The organism is Pseudomonas sp. GW821-FHT05D12 (assembly GCF_059419825.1).
Genome location: NZ_JBWKSN010000005.1, coordinates 370819 through 385035, shown reverse-complemented (window position 1 = coordinate 385035; position 14217 = coordinate 370819). Strand labels below are relative to the sequence as shown.

Annotated in this window: 12 protein-coding genes; 5 read left to right on the top strand and 7 right to left on the bottom strand. The window is 61.3% G+C overall.

Annotation, left to right across the window (positions count from 1 at the left end):
* Positions 1-9 precede the first annotated feature (9 nt).
* The 3 genes from AC07SI_RS12075 to AC07SI_RS12065 are packed head-to-tail and all read left to right on the top strand — an operon-like array spanning position 10 to position 2049.
* Positions 10-678 (top strand): amino acid ABC transporter permease, encoded by a 669-nt coding sequence (locus AC07SI_RS12075; RefSeq protein WP_017736949.1) that lies wholly within the window; start codon positions 10-12, stop codon positions 676-678.
* Complete coding sequence (locus tag AC07SI_RS12070; RefSeq protein ID WP_495005786.1) at positions 675-1325, top strand: amino acid ABC transporter permease; 651 nt, start codon at positions 675-677, stop codon at positions 1323-1325. The genes AC07SI_RS12075 and AC07SI_RS12070 overlap by 4 nt, the downstream gene beginning before the upstream one ends.
* Positions 1312-2049 (top strand): amino acid ABC transporter ATP-binding protein, encoded by a 738-nt coding sequence (locus AC07SI_RS12065; RefSeq protein WP_065938032.1) that lies wholly within the window; start codon positions 1312-1314, stop codon positions 2047-2049. Before AC07SI_RS12070 ends, AC07SI_RS12065 begins: the two co-directional genes overlap by 14 nt.
* Here the strand turns inward: AC07SI_RS12065 and AC07SI_RS12060 are convergent.
* The 4 genes from AC07SI_RS12060 to AC07SI_RS12045 form a co-directional block, all read right to left on the bottom strand.
* Positions 2021-2554 (bottom strand): DUF1120 domain-containing protein, encoded by a 534-nt coding sequence (locus AC07SI_RS12060; protein ID WP_495005785.1) that lies wholly within the window; start codon positions 2552-2554, stop codon positions 2021-2023. The genes AC07SI_RS12065 and AC07SI_RS12060 overlap by 29 nt on opposite strands.
* Positions 2544-4982: a fimbria/pilus outer membrane usher protein gene (locus AC07SI_RS12055; protein ID WP_495005805.1), complete on the bottom strand. Its 2439-nt coding sequence runs from the start codon at positions 4980-4982 to the stop codon at positions 2544-2546. The genes AC07SI_RS12060 and AC07SI_RS12055 overlap by 11 nt, the downstream gene beginning before the upstream one ends.
* A gap of 70 nt (positions 4983-5052) precedes the next feature.
* Positions 5053-5769 carry a fimbria/pilus chaperone family protein gene (locus AC07SI_RS12050; protein ID WP_106802328.1) on the bottom strand — a complete coding sequence of 239 codons (717 nt, stop codon included), beginning with the start codon at positions 5767-5769 and terminating at the stop codon, positions 5053-5055.
* Positions 5770-5869: 100 nt separating this feature from the next.
* A complete protein-coding gene (locus AC07SI_RS12045; RefSeq protein ID WP_065902377.1) occupies positions 5870-6526 on the bottom strand; it encodes a DUF1120 domain-containing protein in 657 nt (218 codons plus the stop codon).
* 447 nt (positions 6527-6973) lie between these two features.
* On the opposite strand from AC07SI_RS12045, the gene ppx reads away from it, so the two are divergent.
* The gene (ppx, locus tag AC07SI_RS12040; RefSeq protein ID WP_213551290.1) at positions 6974-8476 is read left to right on the top strand and encodes an exopolyphosphatase; all 1503 of its coding nucleotides are present in this window, start codon (positions 6974-6976) and stop codon (positions 8474-8476) included.
* A gap of 384 nt (positions 8477-8860) precedes the next feature.
* On the opposite strand, the gene ppk1 is transcribed toward ppx, so the two are convergent.
* Together ppk1 and hemB are read right to left on the bottom strand one after the other, a co-directional pair.
* Positions 8861-11083 carry a polyphosphate kinase 1 gene (gene ppk1, locus AC07SI_RS12035; RefSeq protein WP_065902381.1) on the bottom strand — a complete coding sequence of 741 codons (2223 nt, stop codon included), beginning with the start codon at positions 11081-11083 and terminating at the stop codon, positions 8861-8863.
* A gap of 18 nt (positions 11084-11101) precedes the next feature.
* A complete protein-coding gene (gene hemB / locus AC07SI_RS12030) occupies positions 11102-12115 on the bottom strand; it encodes a porphobilinogen synthase (protein WP_120450458.1) in 1014 nt (337 codons plus the stop codon).
* Between the two features lie 207 nt (positions 12116-12322).
* Here hemB and AC07SI_RS12025 point away from each other — a divergent pair, with 207 nt between their 5' ends.
* Positions 12323-12958, top strand: a complete 636-nt coding sequence (locus tag AC07SI_RS12025; protein WP_282397306.1) for a DedA family protein — start codon at positions 12323-12325, stop codon at positions 12956-12958.
* On the opposite strand, the gene AC07SI_RS12020 is transcribed toward AC07SI_RS12025, so the two are convergent.
* A complete protein-coding gene (locus AC07SI_RS12020) occupies positions 12939-14174 on the bottom strand; it encodes a sterol desaturase family protein (protein ID WP_495005784.1) in 1236 nt (411 codons plus the stop codon). The two genes, AC07SI_RS12025 and AC07SI_RS12020, sit on opposite strands and share 20 nt — an antisense overlap.
* Positions 14175-14217: the final 43 nt, after the last annotated feature.

The window sequence follows — 14217 nt, the reverse complement described above, 5'->3', positions numbered from 1 at the left end:
AGCTGATTGATGGCCTATCAATTCGACTTTGTGCCGGTGCTGGCCAATACCGACCTGCTGTTGCGCGGCGCGCTGTTCACCCTTGAGCTGACCGCCATCGGTGCCATCCTGGGGGTAGCACTGGGCACCGTCGGCGCGGTGGTGCGGGCGTGGAAGATCCAGCCGTTTGCGTGGTTCTTCGGGGTGTACGTCGAGTTGATCCGCAACACGCCGTTCCTGGTGCAGTTGTTTTTCATCTTCTTCGGCCTGCCGTCCCTGGGGCTGAAGATCACCGAATGGCAAGCCGCCGTGCTGGCGATGGTGATCAACCTGGGGGCCTACTCCACCGAGATCATCCGCGCCGGCATCCAGGCCATCCCGCGTGGGCAACTGGAAGCCGCTGCGGCGCTGGCAATGACGCGCTTCGAGGCGTTCCGCCATGTGGTGCTGCTGCCGGCGCTGGGCAAGGTGTGGCCGGCCCTGAGCAGCCAGATCATCATCGTGATGCTCGGTTCGGCGGTGTGTTCGCAGATCGCCACCGAGGAGTTGAGCTTTGCCGCCAACTTTATCCAGTCGCGCAATTTCCGTGCGTTCGAAACCTATGCCCTGACCACCCTGGTGTACCTGTGCATGGCGCTGATGATTCGCCAGTTGCTGAACTGGATCGGCCGCCGGTTTGTAATGAGGAACAGCCGATGAGTGATTTCTCCTTCTGGGACATCGTGCGCAACCTGGCCATCGGCTTGCAGTGGACGTTGCTGCTGTCGCTGGTGGCGTTTATCGGCGGCGGCGTGATCGGCTTGGTGGTGATGACGATGCGCATCAGCCGCAAAGCCTTCCCGCGCAATGTCGCTCGCACCTACATCGAACTGTTCCAGGGCACGCCGCTGTTGATGCAGCTGTTCCTGGTGTTTTTTGGCATTGCCCTGCTCGGGGTGGATATATCGCCGTGGCTGGCAGCCGCGATTGCCCTGACGCTGTTTACCAGCGCCTACCTCGCCGAAATCTGGCGCGGCTGCGTCGACTCCATCGCCCACGGGCAATGGGAAGCCTCGGCCAGCCTGGCGTTGAACCCGTTGGAGCAACTGCGCTACGTGATCCTGCCCCAAGCCCTGCGGATTGCCGTGGCGCCGACCGTGGGTTTCTCGGTGCAAGTCATCAAGGGCACCGCGGTGACCTCGATCATTGGCTTCACCGAGCTGACCAAGACCGGCGGCATGCTCGCCAACGCCACCTTCGAACCATTCATGGTCTACGGCCTGGTCGCCCTCGGTTACTTCCTGCTCTGCTACCCCTTGTCCCTCAGTGCCCGCTACCTGGAAAGGAGACTGCATGCCTCTGCTTAGAATTTCCGCCCTGCATAAGTATTACGGCGATCACCATGTACTCAAGGGCATCGACCTGACCGTCGAAGAAGGCCAGGTGGTGGCGATCATCGGCCGCAGCGGCTCGGGCAAGTCCACCTTGCTGCGCACACTCAATGGCCTGGAATCCATCAACGACGGCGTGATCGAAGTCGATGGCGAGTACCTCGATGCCGCCCGTGCCGATCTGCGCAGCCTGCGACAGAAAGTCGGGATGGTGTTCCAGCAGTTCAACCTGTTTCCGCACCTGACGGTTGGCGAAAACGTAATGCTCGCGCCGCAGGTGGTGCAGAAAGTGCCGAAAGCCAAGGCGGCCCAACTGGCCCGGCAGATGCTGGAGCGCGTCGGGCTGGGCGAGAAATTCGATGCCTTCCCCGATCGCCTGTCCGGCGGCCAGCAACAGCGGGTCGCTATCGCCCGCGCCCTGGCCATGTCACCCAAGGTACTGCTGTGCGATGAAATCACCTCGGCCCTCGATCCGGAGCTGGTCAATGAAGTGCTCAGCGTGGTGCGCCAACTGGCCAAGGACGGCATGACCCTGATCATGGTGACCCACGAGATGCGCTTCGCCCGGGAAGTGGGCGACAAACTGGTGTTCATGCACCAGGGCAAGGTGCATGAAGTGGGCGACCCCAAAGTGCTGTTCGCCAACCCGCAAACCCCTGAGTTCGCCAACTTCATCGGCTCAGTGGAGCAGCCGGACTGACCAGTTCGAAACGGCCCTGCCCCTCCAGCACTGTCTGGCTGCGTACCTGCAGGGCACTGGTGGGCAGGTCGGTATCGATTTCGACCTGAGCCATCAGTCGCTTGCCGGCCGCCTGAGCCACCAGGACCTGGCCTGGCAACAACTGCCCGTCGGCGGTCTCACCAGGCCGATGTGCCAGCGTCCACTCGACGACGCGCCCATCCACCTGGGCCTGCATGAGAGCCAGGCGAAAGCGCCCCTGCCGGCCAAACAGATACCCTTGCCCGTCTGCTGCGCCGATGAATCTCAAGCCGATAGCCGAGGGCTCCACACACAGCACATTGAGCTGCACCCTGCGCTTACCGAGGGCGAGCAAGGGGCTTTCGGCACGCGCCTCGTTGCGGATGACGCCATAGTCGATACGCGGCTGGCTGACGGACAGCCGGCATTTTTCTGCCTGTACACCCTCAGCGATCAACACCGTACAGAACAGGGCAAGACACTTGGTCTTTAACTTAAAGGACATGGCACACCGCCGAGGTTGTCTCATAGAATTTGTCATTGTCGGCCTCGGCCTCGGGAACAACGTTGAGCCGGCAAGAGGATGAGTCCGGCAATGCAACCCTGAGGTCTTGCGAGTCATTGACGTCATTCAGGAAGATCATGCCGTCACCCACCACACTGGTCAGGAAGCGCTTGTTTTTGTCGAACACCGCAGCGCCCTGTGGCAGTGCTTGGCCTTGCTCATCAGTGGCGGTGAGCAGTACACGGCGCACGCTAACCACATCGAATGCCACGGTATTAACCGACCCTCGCCCGGCAGCCAGCACTTGGGTGCCGTTTTTCAGGTCAACGCGTTTTGGCAGGGACTGGGTCTGCACTTCAATACGGCTGTCGGTATAGGCGGGCAAGCCCGGGATCACGGCCTGTCCGCTGAAATCCGTCCATACCGGGCCGTACGGGGTGTCGAGTTTCGCAGCGCCGATGTTGCCCACCGATGCAATGCCAAATGTGTCCTGCACCGCATACGGCGAGAAGGTCACCCCGCCGGCGTGAGCCACCATGCCACCCTGTAGCTGCCCGTTGTAAAGAGTGCCCAGCGGGTCCTGGCTGACGCCCAGGCCGACCCGCGTGTAACGTGGCATCAGCTCCACATGGCCGCGCATCGACTGCTCGCGGGCACTGAGGTCACGCTCGACGCCCACCTCGTAATTGACGTAATCATTAACCCGCTCACTGAGCGCAGTGCCGGCACGGGATTGATCACCACGCCGACTGATATAGCTGTTCACGCGACGGTCACTGCCCAGCGGCACGCTGACCTGCAGCCGCACGGACAGATCATTGTCCAGGGCCGCATCGCGACGATTGTCATCGCGTGTGCCGTCACGGCGTGACTGACGGCCGCCCACCTGTGAGTCGGCCACCAACGCGACATCGGCGTGCCGGAACGATTTATTCCACGACGCAAACACATGGTCGGCCGATTGCCCATCAAACTGGGCACTACGGGTATAACCCAGGGAAAATGCTCCCAGGGTGGTGTCGACCCAGCTCACACCTGCCGTGTACTGATTTTTGAAGCGCGCATCCAGGTCATCGGCCCTCGCCGAGCGGCCCGCTTCATGGACTTCGCGATAGCCACGGGTCTGCGTGGTCGCGCTGAGGTTGACGTCCACATTGGCGTAGACCGGGCTGCTCACCGATACGCTGCTGCGAGCCCCGGATACCGCGTCACGGCTATCACAAGACACGTTATGGCGAGCCCCCACGGAAACCCGCTGGAACAGCACACTGCCCAGGGTGCCACCTGCCGACCAATATTCATCGGTGCTCAACAGGCCAAGGCCGGCGGACGAATCGCTTCCCAGGCCCCACGTGCCGCTGCCCATGGCGACCACCGGCGTGGGGCCTTGTTCATGTGCATTCTTGCGCACCTTGCCCAACGAGAAATAATACCCAGGTGCCGCCGGCGTACTCCCTGCGAACGACGCCGCCGGCACCACGAAACTGCGCTTGGCGCCCCGCACATCGATGACACTGACCTCCAGGTCGCTGGTGCTGTTGAGCAACGGCAAACCGGTCAGCCGAAAGGGGCCTTCGGGCACCAGCGTGCTGTGAATCAACACGCCGGACTGGCGCACCTCAATGCGCGACTGGCTTTGGGCCAACCCCTCGACCACGGCGTTGTTACTGCCGGCCGGCGCTCGCGATTGGCCATCGGGAGAAAACTGCACGCCGGATAACTGCAGGCCACCAAACAGCGGGTTGTTGCTGGAGAGTTGCCCCACCTGGAAGGTCGATTGCAACGCACTCAGGTCCCGCTGGGCGTAGGCGTACAGGTGCTCGTTGCGGGCCACACCGTTGTCGGATACATAGAATTGGCGGCTGCGAACAATCCAGTCGCCGAGGTTGAAGCCGGCCTCGGTATAGGCCGAAACGAAGCGATTGGGCCCACTGTCCGAATAGCTGTTGAACCCCTGTACGTCATAGTTGAATAACGCCGCCGCACCACCCCGGGCAAATTGCCCCGCCTCCCATTGCGGCTCACGCAGTGATCCGGTGGGCACCACCAACGCGATCTCCTCGTTGCCGGGGCGCAGGCGCACCATCGTCGTCGGGAACGCGCCAAGGAAGTCATGGCAAGCCTGGTCCGCGGTCGCGCCTTTGTGAAGCACGCGGCCAGGCTCGATCAACCCGGCTTTTTCCAGCAGCCCCTTGGTAAAACACAATTGCCCCTGGGCGTCGAACCGAGCATCCACCAACCCCAGCGGATTGCCATTGACCTCCAGCCCGACCACCTGCACGCCCTCGCGAAAGCGCGCGGCACTGCGAAAGTAGTCGGAGACCTTCGGGTCGATACCGTGGGTGGTGAGTGCCGCGAGGTCGAACCCCTCCCCCAACTCCAGCGCCGGGGCGAAGCCGGGCAGCCCCCATAGCGTCGCCATCCCCATCAATAGCGTCGGTCGGCGCGGCCACACAAAAGCCACACGCCTGTTATTCGACTGGTTGTTCATCGGTCGATCAACCCTCGTCGGCATTGATCAGGGCCCGATAGCTATCCGCCGAAAACCCGTAGAGCGTGGCCGGCCTGATCTCGACGCCCGTCATGCCCTCCAGCGCGCCGTCGACCTGCACCGCAAGCGCTTCCCCCGGCAACACATAGGTGCGCGGCAAGGTGGCGAGCCCCCCTTGGGGCAGCAACTGCACCTGTGGCTCCAGGCGTACCACGTAGGCGCTGTCGTTGTGGACCGTGAGACTTTTGCCCGCACGTTTCCACTTCAGCAGTTCCCAGGGCGTGTCGTGCACAGGCAGATCCTTTGGGTGCAGGATCAGCGGTAAATTCTGCCGCAAGGTGATACCAATCGTCGCACCGCCTGGGCCGCGTGCCTGGGGGATGCCCTCGAAAGACACCCGCTTCAATCGCTGGGTCTTCAGGGGTTCCTTCAATGTGGCGATAAAACGTACCAACTGGGTTTCACCCGCCTCCACGCGTGTGATGGGCGGCGTCACGATCAACAGAGGCTCGACGTCTTCGGGCACATTTTCCACGACCGAGTGAAGTAGCGCCGGTCCAGGGTCGGTATTCTTGATATTTATCGTCGCTTCGCCCTGTGCTTCATAAAGCACAACGACGGTGGTTTCCGGCAACATGCCATCCGCGAGGGCAACACTGTTAAAACACAACAACAAACCTGCACAAAACAACCGCGCATTATTTATGACTGAAAGACTAAGCACCCAGTATTCCCCACGACATAAGTTGGCGATTGATAATCAGGCCCGGATAAAACAGCCGACAAGAAATACACACATTTCTGATCGGCTATCATTCAGTCGCTTAGATGTAACTCAACTCAAGTGTTGCGCGCCCATCAAGGGTAATGTCACGACTCAGGTCCAGGTCTTGCGCCCTGTTGATCACTGCGCGCACCGCAATGGTCCCGGTCAGCTGAGGAATCGAGGCCGGGGAAATCGCAGTGCCGCTGCGCCACGAGTATTGAGAGGGCGATTGGGCGACCTTACCGTCGCTGCTCTGCCAGCCACCGGAACCGACACGCATGATCGGAAACAGCGTCGCAGTGCTTGTCCTCAGGTCCCTGAGGGTGACCGCAAAGCCGCCGGTGCGCCGACCAGACACCATGCCCAAGCCATAGTTATGCGTTTCGGTATAACCCGAACCCAATGCATTGAGGATCCCCGAGACCTTGCTGGCGGACTGCAGGTCGACAAATCTGAGTCCGAACGTCATGGGTGTGCTGCCGCAACTGACGCTCAGGGGCGTGGTTCGTTCGGCCAGGGGGTTGAAGGCGGTCTGCTGCAACGTGCCCGAGGGAATATCGCCGTAGTTGATAATCCCGCCACCGGTCATGCTGAGGTTGCAGGCGGTGGGCTTGATAGTGCCCCTGACAATCAGCTCGGCACTGGTGGACGCATGAACATTGAGGGCGCCAGCCAGGCACGCGATACCAAGAGTCAATCCAACAATTTTTTTCATAATCGACCTGTCATCTAAAGTTAGGAGGCGCCTTTATTTGCGCTTGAATAAACAAGCCATAAATAAATAACACCACGGCAAGATTGCCGAGTGACAGTCTGTCGCTTTGATGCCCGAACAAAGAATAAGACGACACCGTGATTACTGTGGGAGTGATATAAACAAACTGTCGTCTGAGCGCGCCGCAACAGTAGTCCCGAACCACTTAACGAATAGAACCCTGACGTTTAATTTGTAGGCGAAATCATGATCAGCCGTCCAGAAGCACGAAGTTATATATTCCTACAGCTTCCAACGACTGTGCTAACAGTGGTGCGGAAAGTTTGACTACATTTCCTACAGTAATCGCCTACAGACGACCTGAGAGAAATTCCCGCAGCACTACGCGTTGGCGTTGGCGGTCGATCGTGGCACGATGGCAAGGTTATCGACCGAGACCCCCAAACCATGCCGCAATCCCAAGCCAAGAATCTGTCCCTGATCGCCGCCATCGACCTGGGCTCCAACAGCTTTCACATGGTCGTGGCCAAGGCCCAGAACGGCGAAATCCGCATCCTTGAGCGGCTCGGCGAGAAAGTGCAACTGGCCGCCGGGATCGACGACGAGCGCCAGCTCAATGAAGAATCCATGCAGCGCGGGCTCGATTGCCTCAAGCGTTTTGCCCAACTGATCAACGGCATGCCCCTGGGCGCCGTACGAATCGTCGGCACCAACGCCCTGCGCGAAGCACGCAACCGCGGCGAATTCATCCGCCGCGCCGAGGAAATCCTCGGGCATCCGGTGGAGGTCATCTCCGGCCGTGAAGAGGCGCGCCTGATCTACCTGGGTGTCTCGCACACGCTGGCCGACACACCGGGCAAGCGCCTGGTCGCGGACATCGGCGGCGGCAGTACCGAGTTCATCATCGGCCAACGCTTCGAACCACTGCTGCGCGAAAGCCTGCAGATGGGCTGCGTCAGCTTTACCCAACGCTATTTCAAGGACGGCAAGATCACCCCGGCACGCTACGCCCAGGCCTACACGGCGGCGCGCCTGGAGATCATGAGCATCGAACACGCCCTGCATCGCCTGACCTGGGATGAAGCCATCGGTTCGTCCGGCACCATCCGTGCCATCGGCCTGGCCTTGAAAGCCGGCGGCCATGGCACTGGCGAAGTCAACGCCGAAGGCCTGGCGTGGCTCAAGCGCAAGCTGTTCAAACTGGGCGATGCCGAGAAAATCGACTTCGACGGCATCAAGCCCGACCGTCGCGCCATTTTCCCGGCCGGCCTGGCGATCCTCGAAGCGATCTTCGACGCCCTCGAGCTGCAACGCATGGACCACTGCGACGGCGCCTTGCGCGAAGGCGTGCTCTACGACCTGCTGGGCCGTCACCACCATGAGGACGTGCGTGAGCGTACCCTCAGCTCGCTGATGGAGCGTTATCACGTCGACCTGGAGCAGGCCGCCCGTGTCGAGCGCAAAGCCTTGCACGCATTCGACCAGGTGGCCGAAGACTGGGACCTCGAAGAGGGCGTATGGCGTGAGCTGCTGGGTTGGGCGGCCAAGGTGCATGAAGTGGGCCTGGATATCGCCCACTACCATTACCATAAGCACGGCGCCTACCTCATCGAGCACTCGGACCTCGCCGGATTCTCCCGCGAGGACCAGCAAATGCTCGCGCTGCTGGTGCGCGGCCATCGCCGCAACATCCCCAAGGACAAGTTCGCCGAATTCGGCGACGAAGGCATCAAGCTGATCCGCCTGTGCGTGCTGCTGCGCTTTGCGATCCTGTTCCACCACATCCGCGGCACCCAGGAAATGCCCCAGGTGACCCTGCGCGCCAACGGCGAAAGCCTCGACGTGGTGTTCCCGAAAGGCTGGCTGGACGAGAACCAACTGACCCAGGCGGACTTCGCCCAGGAAGCGGAGTGGCTGACGCGGGTTGGGTTCAGCCTGAACCTGCGCTGACCTCGAAGCAGGCAGCAAGCGTGGCATGAGGGCTTGTTGTCTGTGCCAAGCGGGCCTTGTTGGAGTAGGCAGGCGTGTTGTCTTGGCAAGTAGGCCTTATGTGGGTGGCAAGCGTACTTCTTGTGGCGAGCGGGCTTGCCCCGCGTTGGGGCGCGAAGCGGCCCCGACCCATCAAGCCACCGAGGAGCGTCAGTCGGAGCGCCTTTGCAGGTTTTGGGGCGGCTGCGCCACCCAACGCGGGGCAAGCCCGCTCACCACAAACAGCCCACTCCCCACAAAAGGCCTGGTCACCACAAAAAAGCCCGCTCGCCACAATAATTGGGCTACACCCAGCACAAAAAAACGGCCCTTAAAGGGCCGTTTTTCATGCTGCCAGGTAAAGCCTCAATTCACCGAGAGGATCGGGCTGCCCAACTTCTCCAGCAACGTCGCCTGCGCGCTGCGCGGGTTCTGGTTGCCGGTTGGCGTGTTGCGCACGTAGCGGCCATCCGATTGCAGGCTCCAGCTGTGGGTGTTGTCGGTGAGGTAGCTTTCCAGCTCCTTCTTGACCCGCATGATCAGCTTCTTGCCTTCTACCGGGAAACACGTCTCCACACGCTTGTCGAGGTTGCGCTCCATCCAGTCGGCGCTGGAGAGGAACATCTGCTCCTCGCCGCCGTTGAGGAAGTAGAACACCCGGGTGTGCTCCAGGAAGCGGCCGATGATCGAGCGCACATGGATGTTGTGCGAGACGCCGGCGATGCCCGGGCGCAGGCAGCACATGCCACGCACCACCAGGTCGATGCGCACACCGGACTGGCTGGCCTTGTACAGCGCGCGGATGATCTTCGGATCGGTCAGCGAGTTGAACTTGGCAATGATGTGCGCCGGCTTGCCGTCGAGGGCGAACTGGGTCTCGCGGGCAATCATGTCGAGCATGCCCTTCTTGAGAGTGAACGGCGCGTGCAGCAGCTTCTTCATGCGCAACGTCTTGCCCATGCCGATCAACTGGCTGAACAACTTGCCGACGTCTTCGCACAAGGCGTCGTCGGAGGTCAGCAGGCTGTAGTCGGTGTAGAGCTTGGCGTTGCCGGCGTGATAGTTGCCGGTACCCAAGTGGGCATAGCGCACGATCTCACCGGCTTCACGGCGCAGGATCAGCATCATCTTGGCGTGGGTCTTGAAGCCCACCACGCCGTAGATCACCACCGCGCCGGCGGCCTGCAGGCGGCTGGCCAGTTGCAGGTTGGATTCTTCGTCGAACCGCGCACGCAGCTCGATCACCGCAGTGACTTCCTTGCCGTTACGCGCCGCGTCGACCAACGCATCGACAATCTCCGAGTTGGCGCCGGAGCGGTACAGGGTCTGGCGTACGGCCAAGACATGCGGGTCCTTGGCGGCCTGGCGCAGCAGGTCGACCACCGGGGTGAAGGACTCGAACGGGTGCAGCAGCAGGATGTCCTGCTTGCTGATCACGCTGAAAATGTTTTCGCTGTTTTGCAGCAGTTTCGGGATCTGCGGGGTGAACGGCGTGTATTGCAGCTCCGGATGGCTGTCCAGGCCGGTGATGCTGAACAGGCGCGTCAGGTTTACCGGACCATTGACCTGATACAGCTCGGTCTCGCCCAGGTTGAACTGCTTGAGCAGGTAGTCCGACAGGTGCTTGGGGCAGGTATCGGCCACTTCAAGGCGCACCGCGTCGCCGTAGCGCCGCGAGAACAGCTCGCCACGCAGGGCACGCGCCAAGTCTTCGACGTCTTCGGAGTCCAGCGCCAGGTCGGCGTTACGGGTCAGGCGGAACTGGTAGCAGCCCTTGACCTTCATGCCCTGGAACAGGTCATCGGCGTGAGCGTGGATCATCGACGAAAGGAATACATAGTTATCGCCAGGCCCACCCACCTCTTCCGGTACCTTGATGATCCGTGGCAGCAAGCGCGGCGCCGGGATAATCGCCAGGCCCGAATCGCGACCGAAGGCGTCGATACCTTCGAGCTCGACGATGAAGTTCAGGCTCTTGTTCACCAGCAACGGGAACGGGTGCGTCGGGTCGAGGCCGATCGGGGTGATGATCGGCGCGATTTCGTCGCGGAAGTAACGGCGCACCCAGGTCTTGATCTTGGTGGTCCAGTGACGACGACGAATGAAGCGGACCTGATGTTTTTCCAGTTCCGGCAGCAGGATGTCGTTGAGGATCGCGTACTGGCGGTCCACATGGCCGTGCACCAGCTCGCTGATGCGCGCCAGCGCCTGGTGCGGCTGCAGGCCGTCGGCGCCGGCTTGTTCACGGGCGAAGGTGATCTGCTTCTTGAGGCCGGCGACGCGAATTTCGAAGAACTCGTCCAGGTTGCTGGAGAAGATCAGCAGGAATTTCAGCCGTTCCAGCAACGGGTAGGACTCATCCAGCGCCTGCTCCAGCACGCGGATATTGAATTGCAGTTGTGACAGCTCGCGGTGGATGTACAGGCTGCTGTCATCCAGGTTGGTCACCGCGACCACCGGCGCCGGCACAGGCGGCTCGGCCACCACGGCAGGCGCGGCCGGCTCCAGCTCCGGCGGGGTCTCGGTGACTTGTTCCACCACCGGGTGAGCGTCTTTTACGGCAACTTCGGAGAGTCCTTCGGTATTCATCGAGTGTTCCTGTGAGGGCTATTGTTGCTCTCTAAGCAATTGGGCAGCGCGGGCGGCGAAGTAGGTCAGGATGCCATCGGCGCCAGCACGTTTAAAGGCAGTCAGGGATTCAAGGATCACCCCTTCACTCAACCAGCCATTCTGGATCGCGGCCATGTGCATGGCGTATTCACCGCTGACCTGATAGACAAAGGTCGGCACTTTGAATTCCTCTTTGACCCGGTAAAGGATGTCCAGGTAAGGCATCCCGGGCTTGACCATCACCATGTCGGCACCTTCGGCCAGGTCAGCGGCCACCTCGTGCAGGGCTTCGTGGCTGTTGGCCGGGTCCATCTGGTACGAGGCCTTGTCGGCCTTGCCCAGGTTAAGCGCCGAGCCCACCGCATCGCGGAACGGGCCGTAATAGGCACTGGCATACTTGGCCGAGTAGGCCATGATCCGCACATTGACGTGGCCCGCCAGTTCCAGGGCTTCGCGAATCGCCTGGATGCGGCCGTCCATCATGTCTGACGGCGCCACCACCTGGGCGCCCGCTGCGGCGTGGGACAAGGCCTGCTTGACCAGCGCGTCGACGGTAATGTCGTTTTGAACATAGCCGTCTTCGTCGAGAATGCCATCCTGGCCGTGGGTGGTGAACGGGTCCAACGCCACGTCGGTGATCACCCCCAACTCCGGGAAACGCTCGCGCAGGGCGCGGGTGGCGCGCTGGGCGATGCCTTGCGGGTTCCAGGCTTCGGCAGCATCCAGCGACTTGAGCCCAGGCGGCGTGACCGGAAACAGCGCCAGCGCCGGAATCCCCAGCTCAACCCAGTTCGCCGCCTCGATCAGCAACTGATCAATGGTCAAGCGCTCTACACCCGGCATCGACGCCACCGCTTCCCGACGATTGTCACCGTCCAGCACAAACACCGGCAGGATCAGATCGTTCGTGGTCAGTACGTTTTCACGAACCAGACGACGAGAAAAATCATCACGGCGATTGCGGCGCAGGCGGGTGGCAGGGAACAGGCGATTGGCAGGGGTAAAGCTCACGACAGACTCCTGAGCCCGTGTTTACGGGCGAGCGTTGCAGTTATAAGCGGCCATTATGACGAAGGAATGACAGTTGTGCTTATCGATGCGACCTGTAGTCGCATTCGTCGTTTATGTAGGAATTGTTCACTTCGTGACACATCTCGATACTTTCATGAATGTTCGCGAAGGCGTAGGCTGCGCGTTCATTTCGCCAGCACCCAGACCATGCTTCAACAATTTCTGCATGACTTCGGCTACTTTGCCCTCTTCCTAGGCACGTTCTTCGAAGGCGAGACCATCCTGGTTCTCGCAGGCTTCCTGGCGTTCCGTGGATACATGGATATCAACCTGGTGGTCGTGGTTGCCTTCTGCGGCAGCTACGCCGGCGACCAGTTGTGGTATTTCCTTGGGCGCAAGCACGGCCGCAAACTGTTGGCGCGCAAGCCGCGCTGGCAATTGATGGGCGACAAGGCCCTGGAGCATATCCGCAAGCATCCGGATATCTGGGTGCTGAGCTTCCGTTTTGTCTACGGGTTGCGCACGGTGATGCCGGTGGCGATCGGTCTTTCGGGCTATCCGCCGGCGCGCTACTTGATCCTCAACGGCATCGGCGCCGCGATCTGGGCTGCCGCCCTGGGGGCTGCGGCCTACCACTTCGGCGCAGTGCTGGAAGGCATGCTCGGCAGCGTCAAGAAGTACGAGCTATGGGTGCTGGGCGCCTTGCTGCTGCTGGGCTTCGGCCTGTGGCTACGCCGCCGCTTCAAGAACGCACGGATTGCGCGCCAAGCGTGTGAGGATGCCAAGGCCCGGCTCGCCGCCGAGCCGGTCCCCGTCGAGACGCCTAAGACACCAGTCGAGTAAGCCGGCCTCTGCAGCAGTAGAGGCCGATCACGCTGAGCAGGCTGTAACTCGCCAGCCCCAGCCAGCCCAAGCTGCTGGCCGGCCATAGCCCGACCAGTGGCGCCAGCCACACCAGTGGCACATTCAGCGCCAGGCGCACCAGTTCAGCCTTCAGCGCCCACGGGCGATTCTCCAGGGCGACGCCCAGGGTAAACAGTCCCAACGCCATCGCGCCCCAGCCCAGCACCAACGCCTGCGTGGGCAGCCCTTCGCCGAAATTCATCAGATAGCTGCCAAAGCCCACATACGCCGCAAACTGCAGGGCGACGTACACCTGCTGGCGCGCGTCCAGCGGTACCTCGAATTTGCGGAACTGGGCGAGGTCCGGCTTGGCCAACGGATACTTCGCTTTCACATCCGCCGGCCGCCAGCCGGTGCGCATGAACCAGATACGCAGCTTGTCCCACACGCTCTCGGTGCGCCGCGCATCACTCCACAACTGTGCATAAAACTGCAGGTTGGCCCACAGCGGATTCCAGCTGGCCAGGGGTGTGGTGACGCCAAAGATCACCGGCTCGTTGTCGTCCTCTTCCTGAAAGCTGCCGAACAGCCGGTCCCAAATAATGAACACCCCGCCGTAGTTGCGATCCATGTAGAGAGCGTTCTGTGCATGGTGGGCCCGATGATTGGACGGCGTGACGAAGAACCATTCGAACCAGCCAAGCTTGGGCACATGGCGGGTGTGCACCCAGAATTGGTACAGCAGGTTGAGCGACGCCACGCTGATGAACACCACCAGCGGCACGCCGAGCACGGCCAGGGGGAGATAGAAGATCCAGCTCAGCAGAAAGCCGGTGCTGGTCTGGCGCAAGGCCGTGGTGAGGTTGTAGTCCTCGCTCTGGTGATGCACCGAATGCGCGGCCCAGAGGATGTTGCGCTCATGGCCGCAGCGGTGCAGCCAGTAGTAGCAGAAGTCGTAGAAGACGAAGGCGAATACCCAGGTCCAGACGCTGTGGGCCGACAGTTCGATCACGGCCAGGTGCTTGAGTGCAAACGCGTAGGTCAACAGCCCTACGCCCTTGGTGAGCAGGCCCGTGGTGGTGGACAGCACGCCGGTGCTGAGGCTGTTGATGGCATCTGCCACACGGTAGTTGCGCTGCCCGCGCCAACGGTCGGCGAGCAGCTCCACCACGATCAAGGCAATGAAAAACGGTACCGCGTAAGGCACGAAGTCCATGGTCTGGTCCGGTCTATTTTTGTTACATCAAGATTAGGTGCAG